At 44.6% G+C, this 19777-nt stretch carries 23 protein-coding genes; 3 read left to right on the top strand and 20 right to left on the bottom strand.

Annotated elements, in window-relative coordinates:
- Positions 1–76 precede the first annotated feature (76 nt).
- Positions 77–1453 (bottom strand): 23S rRNA (uracil(1939)-C(5))-methyltransferase RlmD, encoded by a 1377-nt coding sequence (gene rlmD, locus Q4G98_RS05785; RefSeq protein WP_298565057.1) that lies wholly within the window; start codon positions 1451–1453, stop codon positions 77–79.
- Between the two features lie 172 nt (positions 1454–1625).
- On the bottom strand, positions 1626–2120 hold the full coding sequence (locus tag Q4G98_RS05790) for a YbaK/EbsC family protein (protein ID WP_298565060.1): 495 nt from the start codon (positions 2118–2120) through the stop codon (positions 1626–1628).
- A 166-nt stretch (positions 2121–2286) separates the two neighbouring features.
- Between Q4G98_RS05790 and Q4G98_RS05795 the strand changes: the two genes are divergently transcribed.
- Positions 2287–2493 (top strand): DUF1858 domain-containing protein, encoded by a 207-nt coding sequence (locus tag Q4G98_RS05795; RefSeq protein ID WP_177562109.1) that lies wholly within the window; start codon positions 2287–2289, stop codon positions 2491–2493.
- A 46-nt stretch (positions 2494–2539) separates the two neighbouring features.
- Here the strand turns inward: Q4G98_RS05795 and Q4G98_RS05800 are convergent, their stop codons facing one another.
- Positions 2540–3373, bottom strand: a complete 834-nt coding sequence (locus tag Q4G98_RS05800; protein WP_298565063.1) for a deoxyribonuclease IV — start codon at positions 3371–3373, stop codon at positions 2540–2542.
- Between the two features lie 80 nt (positions 3374–3453).
- Here Q4G98_RS05800 and Q4G98_RS05805 point away from each other — a divergent pair, with 80 nt between their 5' ends.
- Positions 3454–4146, top strand: coding sequence for a DNA alkylation repair protein (locus Q4G98_RS05805; RefSeq protein WP_298565066.1), 693 nt, complete (start codon positions 3454–3456; stop codon positions 4144–4146).
- A 38-nt stretch (positions 4147–4184) separates the two neighbouring features.
- On the opposite strand, the gene Q4G98_RS05810 is transcribed toward Q4G98_RS05805, so the two are convergent.
- From Q4G98_RS05810 to Q4G98_RS05850, 9 genes are all read right to left on the bottom strand, one after another.
- A complete protein-coding gene (locus Q4G98_RS05810; RefSeq protein WP_298565069.1) occupies positions 4185–4946 on the bottom strand; it encodes a hypothetical protein in 762 nt (253 codons plus the stop codon).
- 8 nt (positions 4947–4954) lie between these two features.
- Positions 4955–6178 carry a peptidase T gene (pepT, locus tag Q4G98_RS05815; RefSeq protein ID WP_298565072.1) on the bottom strand — a complete coding sequence of 408 codons (1224 nt, stop codon included), beginning with the start codon at positions 6176–6178 and terminating at the stop codon, positions 4955–4957.
- Between the two features lie 11 nt (positions 6179–6189).
- Entirely contained in the window at positions 6190–7413 is a 1224-nt protein-coding gene (locus Q4G98_RS05820; RefSeq protein ID WP_293548092.1) for an ATP-binding protein, read from the bottom strand.
- Between the two features lies 1 nt (position 7414).
- A complete protein-coding gene (gene folK, locus Q4G98_RS05825) occupies positions 7415–7882 on the bottom strand; it encodes a 2-amino-4-hydroxy-6-hydroxymethyldihydropteridine diphosphokinase (RefSeq protein WP_298565075.1) in 468 nt (155 codons plus the stop codon).
- Positions 7864–9057 (bottom strand): dihydropteroate synthase, encoded by a 1194-nt coding sequence (gene folP / locus Q4G98_RS05830; protein ID WP_298565078.1) that lies wholly within the window; start codon positions 9055–9057, stop codon positions 7864–7866. The genes folK and folP overlap by 19 nt, the downstream gene beginning before the upstream one ends.
- Entirely contained in the window at positions 9054–9833 is a 780-nt protein-coding gene (gene folE2, locus Q4G98_RS05835) for a GTP cyclohydrolase FolE2 (protein WP_293661061.1), read from the bottom strand. The genes folP and folE2 overlap by 4 nt, the downstream gene beginning before the upstream one ends.
- Positions 9833–10192 (bottom strand): 6-carboxytetrahydropterin synthase QueD, encoded by a 360-nt coding sequence (gene queD / locus Q4G98_RS05840; protein ID WP_177562091.1) that lies wholly within the window; start codon positions 10190–10192, stop codon positions 9833–9835. Before queD ends, folE2 begins: the two co-directional genes overlap by 1 nt.
- A gap of 17 nt (positions 10193–10209) precedes the next feature.
- A complete protein-coding gene (gene trmL, locus Q4G98_RS05845; RefSeq protein ID WP_177562089.1) occupies positions 10210–10674 on the bottom strand; it encodes a tRNA (uridine(34)/cytosine(34)/5-carboxymethylaminomethyluridine(34)-2'-O)-methyltransferase TrmL in 465 nt (154 codons plus the stop codon).
- Between the two features lie 65 nt (positions 10675–10739).
- The gene (locus Q4G98_RS05850) at positions 10740–11831 is read right to left on the bottom strand and encodes a glucosaminidase domain-containing protein (RefSeq protein ID WP_301961890.1); all 1092 of its coding nucleotides are present in this window, start codon (positions 11829–11831) and stop codon (positions 10740–10742) included.
- 147 nt (positions 11832–11978) lie between these two features.
- Here Q4G98_RS05850 and Q4G98_RS05855 point away from each other — a divergent pair, with 147 nt between their 5' ends.
- Positions 11979–12644, top strand: a complete 666-nt coding sequence (locus Q4G98_RS05855; RefSeq protein ID WP_177562087.1) for a metal-dependent hydrolase — start codon at positions 11979–11981, stop codon at positions 12642–12644.
- A gap of 51 nt (positions 12645–12695) precedes the next feature.
- On the opposite strand, the gene Q4G98_RS05860 is transcribed toward Q4G98_RS05855, so the two are convergent.
- From Q4G98_RS05860 to pyk, 8 genes are all read right to left on the bottom strand, one after another.
- Positions 12696–13616: a hypothetical protein gene (locus tag Q4G98_RS05860; RefSeq protein WP_298565088.1), complete on the bottom strand. Its 921-nt coding sequence runs from the start codon at positions 13614–13616 to the stop codon at positions 12696–12698.
- Positions 13613–14086 (bottom strand): hypothetical protein, encoded by a 474-nt coding sequence (locus Q4G98_RS05865; RefSeq protein ID WP_298565091.1) that lies wholly within the window; start codon positions 14084–14086, stop codon positions 13613–13615. Before Q4G98_RS05865 ends, Q4G98_RS05860 begins: the two co-directional genes overlap by 4 nt.
- Positions 14087–14102: 16 nt before the next feature.
- Entirely contained in the window at positions 14103–14399 is a 297-nt protein-coding gene (locus Q4G98_RS05870) for a hypothetical protein (RefSeq protein ID WP_177562080.1), read from the bottom strand.
- Between the two features lie 10 nt (positions 14400–14409).
- Entirely contained in the window at positions 14410–14886 is a 477-nt protein-coding gene (locus Q4G98_RS05875; RefSeq protein ID WP_177562078.1) for a Tfp pilus assembly protein FimT/FimU, read from the bottom strand.
- Entirely contained in the window at positions 14864–15247 is a 384-nt protein-coding gene (locus Q4G98_RS05880) for a type II secretion system protein (protein ID WP_298565094.1), read from the bottom strand. The genes Q4G98_RS05875 and Q4G98_RS05880 overlap by 23 nt, the downstream gene beginning before the upstream one ends.
- A 13-nt stretch (positions 15248–15260) precedes the next feature.
- Positions 15261–16499, bottom strand: coding sequence for a type II secretion system F family protein (locus tag Q4G98_RS05885; RefSeq protein ID WP_177562074.1), 1239 nt, complete (start codon positions 16497–16499; stop codon positions 15261–15263).
- Positions 16500–16635: 136 nt separating this feature from the next.
- Positions 16636–18000 carry a hypothetical protein gene (locus tag Q4G98_RS05890; protein ID WP_177562072.1) on the bottom strand — a complete coding sequence of 455 codons (1365 nt, stop codon included), beginning with the start codon at positions 17998–18000 and terminating at the stop codon, positions 16636–16638.
- Positions 18001–18018: 18 nt separating this feature from the next.
- Positions 18019–19767, bottom strand: coding sequence for a pyruvate kinase (gene pyk / locus Q4G98_RS05895; protein ID WP_298565099.1), 1749 nt, complete (start codon positions 19765–19767; stop codon positions 18019–18021).
- Between the last annotated feature and the right edge of the window lie 10 nt (positions 19768–19777).

The raw sequence follows: 19777 nt of genomic DNA on the forward strand, positions 1-19777 counted from the left end.
CTTGTCTACTATCTAAATGACTAATTTAACCTTATTGCTTTCCAATCTGAGCAAATTACACAATCTGGTAATCATTCTATTTTACAATCCTCGTCATCAACACGACCGTTTCCACATGATGCGTCATAGGGAACATATCTACCGGCTGGGCGATCACCGCCTGATAACCGTTTTGTTCCAGATAGGCCAGATCGCGGGCCAGCGAAGCCGGATTGCAGGAAACATACACGATCCGCTGCGGTTTGACCTGCGCAATGGCCGCCAGCACCTTTTCTTCACAGCCGGCCCGTGGCGGATCAAGCAGCACTACTTCCGGACGCACTCCCTGTTCTGCCAGTTCCTGCATTTTGACAGCGGCATCGCCCAAAATAAATTCCGCGTTATCACAGCGGTTATCTTCCGCATTGCGTCTGGCATCTTCAATAGCCGGAGCAATAATTTCAATTCCATAAACTTTTTGCGCGTGCTTAGCCAGATACAAAGAAATCGTACCTGTGCCGCAGTAACAGTCCACAACAGTTTCCGCACCGCTCAATGCAGCAAATTCCACTGCTTTGTTATAAAGTTTTTCGGCCTGCACGCTGTTGACCTGAAAAAACGACTGGGCTGAAATATTGAATTTCAGAGTGCCCAACCTGTCTTTGATCGTCGCTTTACCATATAATAAGCGTGTTTTGTTACCCATGACGATATTGGTCTGTTTTTTGTTGATATTCTGCACCACGCTTTTTAAGCCCGGTACAGCGTCGCGCAGCATTTTTACCAGTTCTTTCCCGTGTGGAAGATCGTAACCGGCGGTGATGATAACGGCCATCACTTCGCCGGTATTGACGCCAACACGTCCCATAATATGACGCACTACGCCTTTGCCTGTTTTTTCATTATAAGCAGGAATTTCATATTGCTGCATCCATTGACGCACAACGGCAACTATATCATTATTACGCTGCTTTTGGATCAGGCAGCTTTCCACGCCCACTACTTTATGCGTAGCAGCAGCATAGCAGCCAATTTCCAGGATGCCATTCTCAAATGCAACCGGGAACTGCATTTTATTGCGATAATGCCACGGATCGTCTTCGCCGATGATCGGCATAACTTTGATTTCCTGCAAATGTCCGATCCGCAAAAGGGTATCACGCACCTGCTGCTCTTTAGCCTGCAATTGCCCAGCATAATTTAAATGCTGCAGCTGGCAGCCGCCGCAGGCTTCATAAACAGGACATAACGGCTCCACCCGGTCAGGTGATGCTTCCAGAACAGACGTTACCTTACCCGATGCATAGTTTCTCTTGACACGTTCCAGTTCTACTTCTACTGTTTCACCAGTTAAAGCGCCATGTGCAAAAATGGTAAAGCCGTCTACCTTACCGACACCTTCACCACTGCTGCCTAAGCCGGTCACTTTCACGTTTATTTTGTCACGCACTAAAAATTTATTATCAACGCTCATAAACTTCTCCTAATGTAAATTTTCAACAAATAAATTATACCACACCAGACGGACCTAAACCACCTTGTTCGTTACCTGTATCCGGCAATACCCTCAAAGCCCTGAGTTTTTTACATACTAAAATAAAATGGCAGAAAAGCGAAAATTTCACCTTCTGCCAAATAAACACTGACTATTTAGTTGCGTTGACCCAGGTCCCACCCGTCACCTTTTCCAGCATTTCCGCGCTGATCGGCAAAGCCGAGTGCGGCGTACCAGCTGCAATAAAAGTAATGTCATATTCTTTCAGACTGTTATCAAGATAAACTTTAGCCTGCTGCCTCAGCGCAAACGGGCACACTCCGCCTGGAGCAAAGCCGGTTACCTGCATGACAGTTTCCGCATCCGCCATTTTTATTTTTTTCGCTTCGATGGCGCGGCCCCATTTTTTAGTATCTATTTTCTTATCACCGCAGGCCACGATCAATACCGGCTCGCCATCGGCTAAAAAGCACAAAGTTTTAGCGATCTGCCCCGGTGTCGTGCCCAAAGCCTGCGCTGCGAGTTCTGCCGTATGGGTCGATCCCGGTAAAATTTTTACTTTCAGCTCCGGATAAGCCTGCAGGCTTTCCTGTACTCTTTTTAGACTTGCTGCATATGCTTCTGCGTGCTCTTCCATTTCCATCATTTATCCCTCACATTTCTTTTGCACTTCTGCCACAACTAACAGCTTTATTTTTACATTTTCTGTGCTATAATATATCCATACATGAAGTCATTCAGGCATCTGTTGTCATTTTAACACAGACACGCCTCTCTGACAAATCAAAGTACCTGTTAAAGGAGGGTTATCAGTGGATATTATTACTAAAGATACCGGCATCATTGATGCTGTTCAACAACATCCTGAAATTTTGGAAGTATTTGCCAAATATGGTTTGGGCTGTGTAGGCTGCATGGCAGCTCATTACGAAACTATCGGACAGGGCGCAGGCGCTCACGGCATTGATGTTGAAGCACTTATTGCTGATATCAACAAAGCTGTTGCTGAGGCCAAGTAAGTTTTTAAGCAAACAGGCTGACGTTTAAACGTCAGCCTGTTTTTTATTACCACTTATATAATGATCTTAATAGCTCTATTTCAGCTTTGTATCCGTGCAGTTCATTCGGAGTTTCCAGATAGAAAGGCAAATCTTTGAGCCGAGGATGATTGGTAACAGCACTGAGTGCTTCCAGACCAATATTTCCCTGGCCTATTTTGGCATGCCTGTCTTTGTGGCTGCCCAGTCCGTTCAAGCTGTCATTGATATGGATCGCCAGCAGCCGTTCCAGCCCGATAATGTTATCAAACTCTGCCAGTACCTTATCCAGTTCGCCGACTATATCATAACCGCCGTCAAAGACATGGCAGGTATCCAGGCACACGCCCAGCTTTTCCTGCAGTTCCACCTTATCGATGATCGCACGCAATTCAGTAAAATTACGTCCTACTTCACTGCCCTTGCCGGACATGGTTTCCAAAAGCACTGTTGTCTGCTGCTGTGGCTGCAAAATCTCGTTTAAGATTTCAGCGATCATCTCTATCCCCTGCTCTGCCCCCTGCTGCACATGACTGCCGGGATGAAAATTATATCTTGTCCCGGGCAGCAATTCTAAAAGCTGCAGGTCTTCATTCATCACCATACGGGCAAATTCACGCACCTTAGGGTCAGCTGAACAGGGATTGAGCGTATAGGGGGCATGCGCCAGCAGCGGCGCAAAAGCATGTTCTTCCAATAGCTGCAACAGGGCTTCAATATCCGCCGGATCAATGGCTTTAGCCTTACTGCCACGGGGATTACGTGTAAAAAACTGAAAAGTATTGGCACCGATAGCCAGCGCTTCCTTGCCCATATGTAAATAGCCTTTAGCCGATGATAAATGACAACCAATATTAAGCATAAATCCTCCTTGATTTACAAAGCTTTTTAAAATACGTTATAATTATAGCATATCAAGCCACAGGAAAGGAATATTGACTGATGCAAGCATTAAGAGAACGCCTGCTGAGCCTGCAGGACAAAAAATACCAAAAATTCCACAGTGACCTGTGCCCCGGCACCACTAACATCATTGGCATACGTATACCCGTACTGCGGCAGCTGGCGTCAGAAATCGTCCGTCAGGGAGAATATCCAGACTATTTACAGCAAGCTTTGCAGAAACCATTCCACTACAGCGAGGAAGCAACTTTATGTGGTATGGTTTTAGGCTTGCTGAAAATTGATTTTACAAAACTGTTGGAATATCTCAAGCTTTTTGTCCCCCGCATCGACAACTGGGCTGTCTGCGACGTTACCTGCAGCAGTTTGAAAGCCTTCAGAAAAAACCAGCAGCAGGGACGCAGGTTTCTGCAGCACTATCTGGCTTCACATAATGAATATGAACTGCGTTTCGCTGTCGTAATGCTGATGAATTATTACAACGACGACGCATATATCGATGATACCCTGAAGGAACTGAACGCTGTACGGCACGAAGGTTATTATGTAAAAATGGCTGTAGCCTGGGCATTATCGCTGTGCTTTATCAAACAGCGTGATAAAACTATGACACTGTTGCAAAATAATGCGCTCGACGACTTTACTTATAACAAAGCCCTGCAGAAATGCCGCGAATCCTTCCGCGTCAGTGACGAGGATAAAGCGCTGCTGCAAAGTATGAAGCGTAAATAAATAATACAACTCCCGTCCTCTAAAGGACGGGAGTTGTATTATTTTACCATGCTCAACAACATCATTGCTGCCAGAATGGCCATTGGCACCAAAATAGCCAGCTGGCCGATCTCATTAGAATAATTGAAGAAAAAGAATACAGACAGGCCAAAGGCCAGAAAGGTATTAACTGCCAGAACCAGCGCCGCCATGCGTTTACCGCGTACATTATCCAAAGAAAATACCATCGCCCGTACTGCCGAAAGCTTTCCCTTTAAACAGGCCCGGCTGAAAAAACCGTATAATACAACGCCAATCGTACATTCCACTAAAAAATTATTAGCAAAAATAATCCCAAACAAAATATTATACGAAACAAAACCAAAAAAATCAGTAAACAGCGGAATTATTACTGCTGCAGGAATGGCGGAAAGCAAGGCCAAAATAAAATACCACAAGTAGTTTTTGGCACTGTCCAGCAACAAAATATTCTCATCACGCTTGCACAGCAGTGCGCCCCAAACCTTATAAGGGATGTAAGCCATTGCAAAATTACCGATCATGCCACCCAAACTGGCAAAAGTCAGCGTACCGCCAACAGCATCGCCAAAAAGATTACCTAAGGCCGAAGCAATGGCTCCTAAATTACCAAACAGCAGGCCAAATATCAAAGGCAGGGCATTGACCGGCCTTAATTCCGTTATTGACGGTATAATAACAAAACCCTTGAATGCCAGTGCCGTAACGGCAAATAATGCTGTCATCAGGGCTGTAACTGTCAGTTTTTCAGTTTTATTTCTCTGTGAAAATCCTTCACCCATCGTCTCGCCTACTTTTGCACCAGTTTTACCAATACTTCCACACATTTGAGCAGGGAAGGCACTGGTAAATATTCAAACCTTCCGTGAAAATTATGCCCGCCGGTAAAGATGTTCGGACAGGGCAATCCCATTTCCGAAAGCCGTGCACCGTCAGTACCACCGCGTACCGGCGTCAGCTGCGGCTCTACACCTGTCGCATGCATGGCATTTTCAGCCCTTTCAATGATTTCATATACAGGCATGATATATTCTTTCATATTGCAATAGACGTCTTCTAACTGACAAACAACGCTGCCAACACCATATTCCGCATTCATGTAATCCGTCATTTTCAAAAGCAGTGCTTTACGCGCTTCCAGCTTCTGCCTGTTATGATCGCGCAAAATCATTTCCAGCTCAACTTTATCAGTACCGCCGCTGACCCGCAGACTGTGATAAAACCCTTCATACATTTCAGTGTATTCGGGCCGCTCGCCGGCCGGCAGCAACATCTGCCATTTTGCAGCCATCGTTACAGCATTACGCATTTTATTTTTAGCCGAACCCGGATGTACTGAAACACCATAAAAAGTTATCGTCGCATTGCAGGCATTAAAGGTTTCGTAATTCAATTCGCCGATTGCACCGCCATCAACCGTATAGGCAAAATCAGCGCCAAATGACTGCAGCGGAAAATGCTCCGTGCCGCGGCCAACTTCTTCATCAGGTGTAAAGGCCAGACGTACTTTGCCATGCCTGATTTCCGGATGCCGCAATAAATACTCACAAGCCGAAACAATGGCACAGATGCCAGCCTTATCATCTGCTCCCAGCAGCGTCGTACCGTCAGAAGTAATGATTTCCTGCCCCACATAATTTTTCAGCTCAGGAAAATCCTGCGGGCTTAATATGATGCCAGGGCTGAGCATAATGTCACCGCCGTCGTAAGCAGGCTGCACCTGCATTTTGACATTGGCCCCCGAAGCTTCATTACTGGTATCCATATGCGCGATCAGCCCGATCACAGGCCGTTCTTCTTCACTGTTAGACGGCAGTGTTGCCAGTACATAGCCATATTCGGTAAGCTCCACTTCCTGCAGCCCCAGCGCTGTCAGCTCCTGGTGCAAAAGATGTGCCATGACCAGTTGCTTTGCTGTACTTGGAAAGGTTTTCGATTTATCATCGGAAGCTGTATCCAAGCTGACATAGCTCCGAAACCGTTCAATAATTTTCTCTTGGCTAAGTTCAATCATTTTCTATACTCCTAAGACCTGCCATGCAAATAATCTAATAATTGCCGCGCAATCCTGCCGTTACGTCCAGTGTGGCTCATTTCCCATTTCACGGCCGCAGCACGCAGCTCTTCCTGGGGTATAGCCAGACCTTCATCTGCGGCTTTATTTTCCAGCAAGCGAAAATACTGTTCCTGATCCATAGAATCAAAAAATAATTTGATTCCGAACCGGTCAGCCAGAGAAATTTTTTCGTTAATACTGTCACGGCTGTGCAGCTCGCTCATATTCTGATCCTGCCATACTTCCTTGATGATATTGCGGCGATTTGAGGTCGCGTAAAACAAGACATTATCCGGCTTTACTTCCAGTCCACCGTCTAAAATAGATTTCAAGGCTTTATATTCCACTTCAAATTCTTCAAAAGAAAGATCGTCCAGAACAACAATAAATTTTTTGCCCCAACGGCCCAATTCCTGCATCACCTTTGGCAGTTGGGCAAAATCATGCCTTTTGACCTCGACCATGCGCAGCCCCTGTTCAAAAAAGGCATTGCCCAGTGCTTTGATCGACGAAGATTTACCTGTACCGCGGTCACCGAACAACAGGACGTTATTAGCAGGCTTGCCCTTCAGAAAAGCTTCCGTATTACGAAGCAGCTCTTCCTTCTGATGCTCATAACCATACAGCTTGTCAAAAGTCATATCAGAATAGTTTTTAGTCCCGGTCAGGCATTCCAGCTCGCCGTTCCAGGCAAAAGCGCCGTTATCAAGCATTGCACCGTAACCATAGTCATTATAATATCCGCATAAGGTTTCTACAGCCAGCCGTCCGTTAGCATCCCCTTCCGCATGCAGAAAAATTTTCTCCAGTTTACTGCGTCCGGGCAATGGCCTGAACAATGTCGGCGTATAATTTCCCAGCAGCGGATGATTCTTATAGCGGGCAAAAACATCGTCAATGAACTCGCGCAGAATGACAATGTCATGTGCAGCCGCTCTCGCCAGGCCTTCACCAATTTTTCCGCCATTCTTTTCAGCAACAGTCGAAAAAACATTCTGCTCATGCACTAGCGCCGACAGCAAATATTCCAGCGGAATAATACCGGTCAGGCCTTTTTCTTCGGCGGCTACCAACAGCAGTCCTTCCAATTCAGGCGCAAAAAATTCTTTAGGCCTGCGCAGCGCATTCACAATTGGATCAGCCAGCAAAGCTCTGTAGATTACCAGGTTACTTAAATTAGCGCAACAATTCATTTCATTCATCTCCGTCTGTCAAAGATTTTAGAAGGGTCTGAATACTTTTTTTATAAACGGGGTGTATTTTCTCCGCTGCGATTTCTGCCAGCGGCTGCAGTACAAAAAGCCTGTTCTGCATATCCGGATGCGGTAAAGTCAGCTTATCACTGTGATAAATCAGGTCATCATATAAAAGCAGGTCCAGGTCGATATTTCTTTCGCCCCAATGCCGCAGCCGCACCCTTCCCATTTCCAGTTCGGTATCCAACAGCAGCTTCAGCAAAGCTTCCGGAGGCAAACTTGTTTCCACACAGGCAGCCGCATTAATAAATTCCGGCTGATCCGTCACCCCATAAGGCTCGGTTTGGAAAAAGCTTGAAACAGCCCTGATTTGCAGCCCTTTTGCCTGCAGCAGTTTTACAGCCTGCCCAAGGTTAGCGGCTTTATCACCTAAATTGCTGCCTAAAGCTATATACGCGACGGACATAAGATCGCCTCCAGCATCCTGATCGCCCGCAGATTTTCTTTGACATCATGCACACGCACCATTTGCGCTCCCGCATAAACAGCCTGACAGCTTGTAGCGATCGTACCTTCCAGACGCTCTTCTGCCGGGACTCCGCCCAGCACGCTGCCGATAGTACTTTTCCGCGACGCAGCCAAAAGCACAGGGTAGCCTAAGCCTGTCAGCGATTTTAAGCCTTGCATCAACTGCAGATTTTGCTGAACATTTTTAGCAAAGCCGATGCCTGGATCAAAAATAATTTTCTCTTTCTTTACTCCGCGTTCTTCCAGAAGCTTTGCCTGCCGCACTAAATAAGCTGCGACCTCTGTCACCACATTTTTATATTCACAGTTTTGCTGCATATTTTTAGGTGTCCCACGCATATGCATCAAAATGATCGGTGCCTGGCTACGGACGACCAAATCCAGCATCGCCGCATCGCCTTCCATGGCGGTAACATCATTGATAATATCTGCTCCTGCTCCCAATGCCGTCTCGGCTGTCGAAGCACGATAAGTATCAATAGAGATCACACAATCCGGATAACGCTCTTTCAATGCTTTGATAACAGGCACGACACGCTGCTGTTCCTCGTCAGCGGATACGGCATCACTGCCGGGGCGGGTAGATTCACCGCCAATATCCAAAACAGCGGCCCCCTGCTCAAGCATCCTAGCGGCCCGTTCCAATACCTGCTCTATCTGCGGTACACGCGAACCGGCATAAAAAGAATCCGGAGTAATATTTAAAATTCCCATCACTAACATTTTATCATAAAGAAGTGTTCTGCCGTCAGCTAAAATAGTTTGCAGCGGCTGCGGCTTTAAAATATTTTCCAATTCAGTTTTGATATCCGCCATGCCAAAATAAGACATCTGAGCCAATTTCTCCAGCAGTCTGGCATAATGCTTCTGCGTGCCCAGCAGTATTGCATCCACACGCTCTTCGGCACAAACCACACAGCCGGCAGGAATAGCGCAATCGCCGCCGCAGGCCAGCATCTCCTGTTTTATAATATTGGCGGCAGGTGTACGGATATTTAAAAGTTTTAATGGTACGATCTCACTTTTATGCAGAAAAATCGCCTCACTGGCAGGGTGGACACCCAATTGACTGAACTCATCTGCCAGTGTTTGCGTTTCCAGCTTTAAAATCATACTTCCACGTCCTTCCAACCCTTTTCGACACAGGCAAAAGCGTTATGATTATGGATACTTTCGATGCTTTCCACAGTTGCCTGATACCAGGTGATACGTTGATCAGCCTCCAGCCGCAGCGCTATCTCGCGCACGGCGTCTTCGACAAAACGCGGATTATCATAAGCCTGTTCAGTTACAAACTTTTCATCAGGACGTTTTAAAAGTCCGTAAACAGGTGCACTGGCACCGGCATCAGCAATAGCTGCCAGTTCTTCCAGCCAGACCATTTCTCCCGCTTCGATCTCCAGCCTGGCCAAAGCTCTTTGATTATGTGCTCCATAATCACTGATCTCTTTAGAACAGGGACACAAGGTTTGGATAGGTATCTCAGCAGAAATACGCAGGGAAAAATGCTCCTCCTTTTCAGCCGTATAAACACAATCGATATCCATCGGAGCCCGCTGCCCACTGACAGGCGCTGTTTTATAAATAAAATATGGAAATTTTAACTGCAGAAAGGCTTTTTCAGCCTGTAGACGTTCCTTCAAATGGTCAAGTATATTCTCTAAAGAGCCCAGTGTCACCGGTCCTAATGTCTGCAGACACTCTACAAAACGACTCATATGCGTTCCGCGCAGATCATGCGGAAGATCGACCGCAAGGCTTACGGCAGCAACAGTATGCTGCGTACCTTTTTCTTTATCTTTTAACGCTATGGGCCAGCGCAGATTTTTGATACCGACATGCTTCAACGGAATATTACGACGGTCTAATTCACTCTGTACGTCTTTCATTATAAATCACCCCGGTAAATACAGCCGCTGGTTTTAGTTTCCCAAACCTCAACTTCATACAGTTTATAGTTAGGTCCCTGAAGCAGTTTTTCCAAACGCTGCCATACCCAAACGGCAATATTTTCTGCTGAAGGCTGTTGCAAAATATCGTTAAGGCAGGCATGATCCAACTGGCTCAAAACCTCTTCCTTCACAATATTTTTGAGACGGATAAAATCAATTACCATACCTTCCTTATCCGGCGTTCCTTCTACTTTTACGACTAATTTATAAGTATGTCCATGCAGTTTTTCACACTTACCATTATATTCCGGCAAATAATGTGCCGCATCAAATTCAAACTCCTTTAAAACAAACATTGTTACCCTCCGCAAAATTATACTTTTAAACCTGCAAAATCATCCTGCTGCCGCAAGGCTTCATAAGCGACGATAGCGGCGGAATTAGATAAATTCAGCGATCTTGCTTCGGCAATCATCGGTATGCGCACGCAGCAATCCTCATATTCCAAACGCAGCTTTTCCGGTAATCCTGCCGTTTCCTTACCAAAAATCAGTAAACTGTCTTTTTCATAATGTACATCAGTATAACGCTTATGTGCTTTTGTCGTCAGCAAAAATTTAGCGTTATCCTTATATTTTTCCAGTACTTCATAAACGCTGTCATAATAGTGCACATCTACCAGATTCCAATAATCTAGCCCTGCACGTTTCAAATATTTATCTTCGACTGAAAATCCCAATGGCCGTACTAAATGCAAATGGCAGCCCGTTGCTGCGCATAAACGGGCAATATTGCCCGTATTGCCGGGAATTTCCGGTTCTACTAAAACGATATGCATAAACTGTTCACCTCTTCAAATTTTAAAAAACGCAAAATGCACAGTCGTCTGACTGTGCACCCGCGCTATTTATTTTTCTTCAGCAATTCGTCAACAAGCTCACGCATTTTGTGCTGATCTTCTGACTGATTTCCTTCCTGTTTAACTTTGTCATCTTTTTTGTCATGCTCATTTTTATTCTTTTCATTTTTAGTTTCTGCTGCTTCTACGGCCAGCATTCTCTGCCAGACACCCATGATTTTTTCACTGTAATTGGGGCTCATGGCCCAGGTACCATTCAATTTATACCAGGTATCACACAAGCCTCGTTCCAATCTGATTGCATGGGCTAGATCATAACGCGGATCAACGATCTTAGTAGAAGGATGCTTCTGCGTTGTATAAGCCAGCAAATGCTGGATATGGGCACGTACACCGATCTCAGGAGTTTTAAAATGCGCGCCTTTCACACCGCCTCCGGTAGTACCCAGTCCGCAGAAATTATTCTGCTCCGGCTTCACATCACCGCCAAAACGGAAAAAGCCTGTCTCTACCAGAGCCTGAGCAAAAGCTAGATCCTGCCGCACACCTTCGCGCCCGGCCTCTTGCCAGTATAGATCAACGATTTCTTCTGCGCTGCAGGTCAATCGCAAATCCTGGTTATTTTGTTTCAGTAATGCCACAGCCTGGGCTTTAGTAGCAACGGCTTCGCCAAAAATACCCAGCTCCTTATACCCTATAGGCAGCACAGGATTCGACTCTTTAGGCAAAGCGCCTTGCCCTGTGGAAAGGCTGCCTGTTTTGTCGTTATTTTTATTGATTACCGGCGCATCATTTTTTTGCTGCTTAGTTTTATTTTTTGCTGAGGATTTCTTTTTCTCTTCTTTTTCTTTCTGTTTCGCCGCCTTTTTAGCCTCTTTAGCCGTCAGCTGCGATGTTGCCGCAACAGGCCGTACTTGTACTCTTGCTTGATTGGGCGTGGTCATACGCCGCGAGTCTGACGGCGTGTTCTGCACCAATACCTGTTTCTGGCTGCGGGGCTGCGGCACAGACGATACAACTGCCTGCGTTCCACTCATTTTATTTTCTTTCTTCTTTGCTTCTGCCTGCAGCGGTATCACCGCCGCACAGCAAACTGCTAAAGAAATAGCTATTAACTGTTGTTTGCTTAAATTCACGTCACTTCTCCCACTTGTTAGATATTGATAGTTAAATTTTACCCCATTTCTACTGGTACTGTAAAGTTTTATTAAACTTCTTCACAAAAAATACGCATCTCCTATGTTATAATATAAATGGAAAATGTTTAAAGGAGTTGATAATTTATGCCTACTACTTTTAAGTTTATCAATCACGCCTGCTTCACTCTGACTCACGAAAACCATACCATTATTTTTGATCCTTATCTCGAGGGCAGTACCCAGGATATCAATGATCTTAAAGTTGAATATATTTTCGTTTCCCATGGTCATTTTGACCATCTCGGCAGTGCAATAGAACTTGCCAAAAACTGTGATGCAACAATTATTTCTACTGCAGAAGTCTGCGGAGTAGCCAGTGAAGCCGGAGCTAAAGCACATGCAATGCATTTGGGCGGCACACATGAATTTCCCTTCGGTAAAGTTCGCCTTACTTTAGCATTCCACGGCAGCGGCGTTCCCGGAGGACATGCCTGCGGCTTTATCGTTGATTTCTATGGTACAAAACTTTATTTTGCAGGTGATACAGCTTTGTTCGGCGATATGCAGCTGCTGCAGAGGCTGGATGCATTTGATTATGCGGTCCTGCCTATTGGCGATAATTTTACTATGGGACCTAAAGACGCGGCTATCGCCGCCGAATTCCTGCAGGCCGGCTATGTAATTCCAATACATTATAACACCTGGCCTTTAATCGCGCAGGATCCGGTTAAATTTAAAGAAGATGTCGAAGCGCATACAAAATCCAAAGTTTTAATCGTAGAGCCAGGCGCAAGTATTGAATTAAAATAACTTGAATATATAAAAAGAACATTGCCGATCGGCAATGTTCTTTTTATATATTCATTCTAAATACACCGCTGCAAAATATGGTTCCAACACATCCTCACGGCGCTGTAAAGTAAAGTTATCACCAATAGTAACTTCACCTCCAGCAGCAATAATCCCTTTGATACTGCAATTGGCGCCGATCCTTAAATTATTCTTTACTATCAGCAAGGTTTGTTCCATCCGCACACCATCACCAATAACAAGACTATCGCCGACAACCATAGTCAGACGACCAAGTAGATGCAGTTTATTTTCTATAGTGATATTCTTCTCAGAAATCAAAAAAGCATCTCCTTTTAATGACTCGACTATACAGGGCAGCCTCGCGCCATATAAATCCTTATTATAGTAAATCCCCTTACCGAAGCCAAGCTGCTGATATTCAGCATCGGTTAAGAAGCTATAACGTCCCCATTTTTTATAATCGCTTACATCCAACCCATCCAAAATACGGCCTGCTTCAGCAACACAGATCACATCTTCCGGCCTGTTACACATGCCTTTTACCTTTTTGCCGGCAGTTAAAGTATTTTTATAAAAATCCTGCTCACGTCCCAGCGGGGGCTGCAGGCAAACCTCAGCCAGTTTTTGCTGCATGGTATCGGTCCCGGCAGTAACGGTCAGTTTCCGGCCAGGCAGGTTTTCATCTTTTTCTAAAACCACTTCTGTATGCATAATCTTCTGACCAGGGTATAATATCTGTTCCGGCAAGCTAAAGCTTTCTGTCAGATTCCCGCTCTGCTCTTGCTGCAAGGCACATCTCATAACATCACCGGCGGCAGCCTGAAGTTGACGGCGTAAAATAATCTGATATTCAGAATCTATTTCTTCGCGCAGCAAATAATACAAAGCCTGAACAGCACCAGTCAAAACAACACAGGCCAATAATATAACAATACTTACACTGCCTCTGCTGCATGTACCTGCTTTCATACTGTAACGACTCCATTTCCCAAAAGTAAAACTTTACTGCGAGTTATACTTCTTCCACTTTTCATATCCTGCAGCTTGATGGTCAGCAGTAATTCTTTATCATTCAGACGTTCAGCCTGAAATGCCTCTACTTTTACCGATGCTAAAGATAAAACATTGACCCCTTTTAAAGAATTACTTTTAGTTTCACGATACAGGATATTACCGCTCAGATAAAAAGTTATCTGGCGGCTGCCGAAAACATCCTGACAGATTATTCTGCTGCTGCCTTTATAACCAGTATTACTGATCGTTACTGTCGCCGCATGCAGGAACAATTCTCTTTCCGGCAGTGAAAAACTATAGCTTGCTGCACGCTGCAGCATAATGTCAGCCTGTATTCGCTGCCACCCCTGCATGAGCTGCCGCAAACTACCTGCAAAAAGCAAACTTACTATCATGACTAATATTAAGGCCAAATTTAATTCCACTAATAAAAATCCCCGGTTACGGCATTGCATAGCGCACCTTGTTCACAAGTACCTTTTTACTCTTATACTCCATGACGGAAATTATTTGCTGCCTGATCTGCAGACTGCCGTTAATTTCTTTGCGGTCGATCACTAATCCCTGTTCTGCCGCTAAGGTATCAGCCTTTTCCGTATCAGATGCTTCTGCCAGTTCCAGCGCCACTTCTAACCTGTTATATTTCTGCATCGTGATGACGCAGGCCTGATAACCCGCCAGCAAAGAGCAGCAGGTAATACTAACCAGCAGCAAAACCAATAGCACCTCTATCAACATAAAGCCACGCCTATTTACTGTCACTGATAACGATCCTTCCAGTTACAGGCTGTACCTCAAACTTTTTTACCAGCTGTGGCTCACGCCTGTTTTTGATTAAGACTGAAAAATAAGCCTGCGGCGCTCCTTCATCGGAAAAACGTATTATAGACGTACTGGGACTGTAAAAATACAGTTTTCCCTGTCCTATTTCCTGCAAGCTTACTTTTTTTATCAGTTCACCATCACGATATACATAATAGCATTGCTGATTTAAATCAAGCATCAGCTTGTTCTGCAGGCTGTTGCCCCAAAGAGAAGCCTGCTGCAAAGCAGTTACTTCAGCCGACAGTCTTTGACAAAAACCTTCCATCTCTAAACGACTGTCAACTTTGACGATGCCTTCTGCACAAGGAAGCAGTAAAGCAGTTACAAGACTATAAATGCTGATATAGACCAGCAGTTCTATAAGCGTAAAACCATACTTACTGCGATTGCTTGCTGCCATTGGAAGTGATCGTTGTGCCATCGGCATCGGTACCAGTTAAGGTATAACTTAATCCACCTTCTGTAGTAGTATACGTAAAAGGCTTATTCACCGCATCGGTAAATCCCTTGTTTTTAGCAATATACTCGTCTACTAATTTAGATAATTCAGTTGGGCAAGTCCCATTCTCCATTTTATACAGCTGAATTGCGCTGTCTACGGTCAATAAATCATTGTGCAGTTTAGCATTTTTAGCCCGCTTATTAGCCGAGTCAATAGAAGGCAGCAACATTCCCGCCAATATTCCCAACATTGCCGTTACAGCTACCAGTTCAATCAAAGTAAAGCCTTTTCTGTCACACATCTTCCTGTAAAAATCCATTCTAACACTTCCATCATTCATATTCAGGTATTTCTGTCAAAAATTTCAGCAAAGGCGATGCTACTATAAAAATCATTGCACCGATTATTGCAGCAATAATAATTAAAAGTACCGGTTCCAATAAAACTTTGATATTTTTTAAATTTGCAGTAAAATCCTGTTCCAGCAGTAAAGCCGCTTCCTTGAGCATTGCTGCTAAAGTACCGGAGCTTTCTCCTACGATCAAAAATTCTATTGTCAGCGCACTTAAAAGCGGAGAAGCTGTCGCTGCTGCTTTGGTAATATCACTGCCACGAACAATAGCATCGGCAAAAAGCATAGCTTTTTTGATTAATACTTTATCAGCAGTTCCGGCAGCTGCAGTTTTAATGGCTACTGGCAACGAAATACCACTGTAAAGAAGCAGGGACAGAATTTTACAGAAACGTATTTCTAAAAATATCTGACGATAACCTGCAATAAAAGGCAGACAGCAGATTTTTTCCATTAAATACGACCTTTTCCACCTCAAATAATAAACAGTAAATACAGCGAAAGAACCTGCTGCCAGCCAATACTTAACAGCAAACCCACGCAGTATCAGCATTAACTGTAATGGTAAAGTAGGTATAAGACCAAACGACTCGTATAAATCTGCAAATAATGGCAACAGTTTGAACATGAATAAACAGCATGCAGTTATAGATAATGTCAATACTAAACATGGATATAAGCAGATATTTTTCAAAAATCTGGCTGTTTCTGTTTTCTGTCCATAATAAGCTGCCAATTCTGCCAGCATCTCCTGTAAAATCCCACCTTGCTCACCTGCTTCGATTACTGACACAACAACGGGTTCAAAAATATGCCCCTGCTTTTTCATCGCTGCCGATAACGCTTTACCGGACTGTAATTCACTTATCAATAAAACGCAACTCTCTGTTAAAGAAACCGGACAGCGCGTCTTTAACAATTCCAAAGCTCTGCATAGTGGTATACCGCTGCCCAGCATTGCTGCAAGCTGCTGAAAAAAACGGCCGCGTTCTTTGTCTTGGACTTTGCCACTGTTAAACCAGCGACTAACTTTATCAACGAAACTTTGTACTTCTTCTATACCAGTAATATAATCATAATTATCTCGTAAAAATGCCGCTACCTCTTGCTTACTGTCCGCCAAATAACTTCCCTGATAAAGTTTGCCTGCCCTGCTGCGGGCGCGCCAGCGGTATAACTGCATTTTTTCACCCCCATTATTACCACTATTCTTTTTCACTGCAGCAAAACCCCTCTCATTTTAATGATATTTGTGAACAAAAAGTGAACTCATGCAAATAAAAAGACGCTTTTCCGAAGAAAAACGTCTTTTAGCTTTTTAAATATTATATTTTTTGCCAATTCAGATATTTTACCTATCTTACTTTTTCCAACAGCTCCAGATATTTTCCCTTTACCAAATCAGGCTCAAAGACATACAGTAAATGCTTAAGCTGTTCCCTACTTGTACGTGGCTGCTGTGCGGCCCAATAGCCTACGGTCAGCTGCACCAGCCGGCGTACCCTGATCCTGTTTTTTTCGCTTTTTGCTGCAGCCAGACCAAGCTCCAGCCATTCTCCATAAACAGTCATTTCTTCCTGCATTGTCTGTCTTGCCACCGCAGTTATTAAATCTCTTTGGGTCCGCAATACCAAACTGCCTATCTGTTCCCGCTGCTGCTGACTGCGTCTGCTGGAAACAGCCTGATCAAGCAATACCAGCATAAAATTCTGCCACGGAGCATATATTTTAAAAGCATTGGCAAAGCCATCCCAGCCTGCATACATTTGAAAATGTAAAGCAATATTCATCAGCGTGCTGCGCGTTAAAGCAAAATCCTTTTCACGCACCAGAAACACAAACAACCCGTCCATCAGCTGCCTTGTTTCATCTTCCCATTTTCTGCGGGCGATCTGTGCAATCAGCTGTGTCCACTCTCGCACGAAATACTGTAATTCGTTTGCTGTTAACGATTTATTATTAGTCAATAATAAGCTCATCCAACGCAGCATTGGTAAGGCATTGACATACCGCCTGTCAGCAGCCGTGAAAAATAACGTCAGCAGAAATTCTACCATTTTTGACCCGGCATAAACTGTACTTTCTGCACTATAACGCACGACAGCTTTAGATACGAGAGCCGCAAATCTTGCTTCATCACGCATTCTGGCCGCCATCACAGCCATGTCCTGCAACATTTGCAGCAGTTCCCGTTCCAGATCGGCATCCGTTTCCGTCAGCTCATTGCTCACAACAACTACTATATTGGCACACTGCATAGTTACCTCCGGCAAGCCATCCTTCATAGCCAGACAGCCAAGCATGCCTAATTTACGTATGCCTTCTGCACGCAGATGCGGATTAGTCACTAAAACAGGCTGAAAAACAGTCACTATTTCCTTTGCCAATATCTCATGCTTAGCCCGCATAAAATAGATACAGGAATTTTTTAATTTTTCCAGACAGGCTTCACAGGCAATCCCCTGTTCTGCAAGCATCTTAAAGCGCCGCACGATCCGTTCAATCGTCAACGACATCTGTTCTTTGACGCTTTGCGACATAACAGCTTCAGCCTGCATATCTAACGCATCCAAAAGACAGCCGAGTAAATCCTGAGCCAGAGAACTTTTCTCCTCCGGTGACAGATCTTTTTTCTGTGTCTGCTTTTCCAGCCTGGTTACATTATCTAAAAGATTTTTTAGCGTAGGACCATGAACTATCCTGGTTGATTCTTCAGCCATCTCTACCTCTATCCTTTATTAAATGTTGATCGTACCTTCGTAAACAATACCGCTTACAGTATCTACAGTTACTTCCATACCATCCTGCAGCAGCTCAAGTGCTTTTTCAGCCCCTACAACTACCGGGATACCGCAATTAATTGCTACAATAGCCACGGAAGAAGTCAGTCCGCCTTCTTCAGCAATAATAGCCGCTGCTTTTGACGCATAAACAGCCGCTTCATCAGGCAATACTCCAACTACTAAAATATCACCGGGTTTAAACTTCTCTTTAAAATCTGCCAGCGTAATGGCTTTGCAGACTTTCCCTGTAACAGAATGTTTACCGATACCAACACCGCTTACCAATTTATTTCCCACATTAACCACCTTAATCAAATTCGTTGAACCAGGTTTACCAACAGGAACGCCGGCAGTAATGACAACCGAATCTCCGTCTTTGATATAACCATATTCACGGGCACATTGTAATGATAGCTCAATCATTTCGTCAGTATTATCACTGGAAGGCCCTAAAAGCGGCCTTACGCCCCAGTAAAACTGCATCGCTCTTACCCGTGCAGGTATTCTTGAAACGCCTACGACATAACATTTAGGTCTGTATTTGGCAATCATTCGCGCAGTAAAACCTGATTCAGTCACTGTAACGATCGCATCCGCGTCCAGCTCCTGGGCAATCTGTACCGTAGCATGGCTGATTGCGTCTGTAGAATGTATTTTATCGCTGATACCTTTACCTTTGAAAATAGCAGCGTAATCTAAAGCTTCTTCTGTGCGCAGAGCTATCTTTGACATCGTCTGGACAGCTTCCAACGGATACGCACCGGAAGCTGTTTCACCACTCAGCATGATAACATCGGTACCGTCAAAAATAGCGTTAGCAATATCACTGGCTTCCGCACGGGTAGCGCGATAACTGCTGACCATACTTTCCAGCATCTGCGTAGCGGTGATCACAGGTTTACCCGCCTTATTGCAGCGCCTGATAATCTCTTTTTGTACCAAAGGCACATATTCAGCAGGAATCTCTACACCTAAATCACCACGGGCAACCATCACGCCATCAGAAACTTCGATAATTTCATCAATATGTGTGAAGCCTGCCTGATTCTCAATTTTAGAAATGATCCCCATACTCGAGCCGGCTGCTTCTAAAACCTTTCTGATTGCAATAACGTCCTCTGCCTTCTGAACAAAAGATGCCGCAATATAATCCATCTCGTGCTCAATTGCAAAGGTAATATCTTTTATATCCTGCTCCGATAAGAACGGAAGCTTCAATTCGACGCCAGGGCATGCTACTCGCTTGCGTGAGCCTAACTGCCCGCCGTGCACAACTTTCGTATAAATTTCAGTCCCATCAATTTTTTCTACCTCTAAAGAAAGCAGGCCATCAGCCAATAAAATAGCGTCGCCCGGTTTTAATTCATCCGGCAACCCTGCATAATTAACAGAAGCGATCTGTTCGTTACCGACTCGTTCCTTTGTCGTCAGGCAAAAAGACTCGCCCTCCTGCAAAGTAATTTTATCATGTTCAAAAATACCCAGGCGCATCTCAGGCCCCCGGGTATCGGCGATCATGGCGATCGGTTTATTGACTTGTCCGGCTGCCTTCCGTACCATGCTCAATCTGTGAGCATGGTCAGAATGGCTTCCATGTGAAAAATTAAAACGGGCCATATCCATTCCCGCTTTCAGCATTGCTGCCAAAAGCGGTATATTATCCGTACTGGGACCAACGGTGCAAATGATTTTTGTTTTCTTCATTGCCCGGCCT

The organism is uncultured Phascolarctobacterium sp., from assembly GCF_958349595.1.
Taxonomy (GTDB): Bacteria; Bacillota; Negativicutes; order Acidaminococcales; family Acidaminococcaceae; genus Phascolarctobacterium.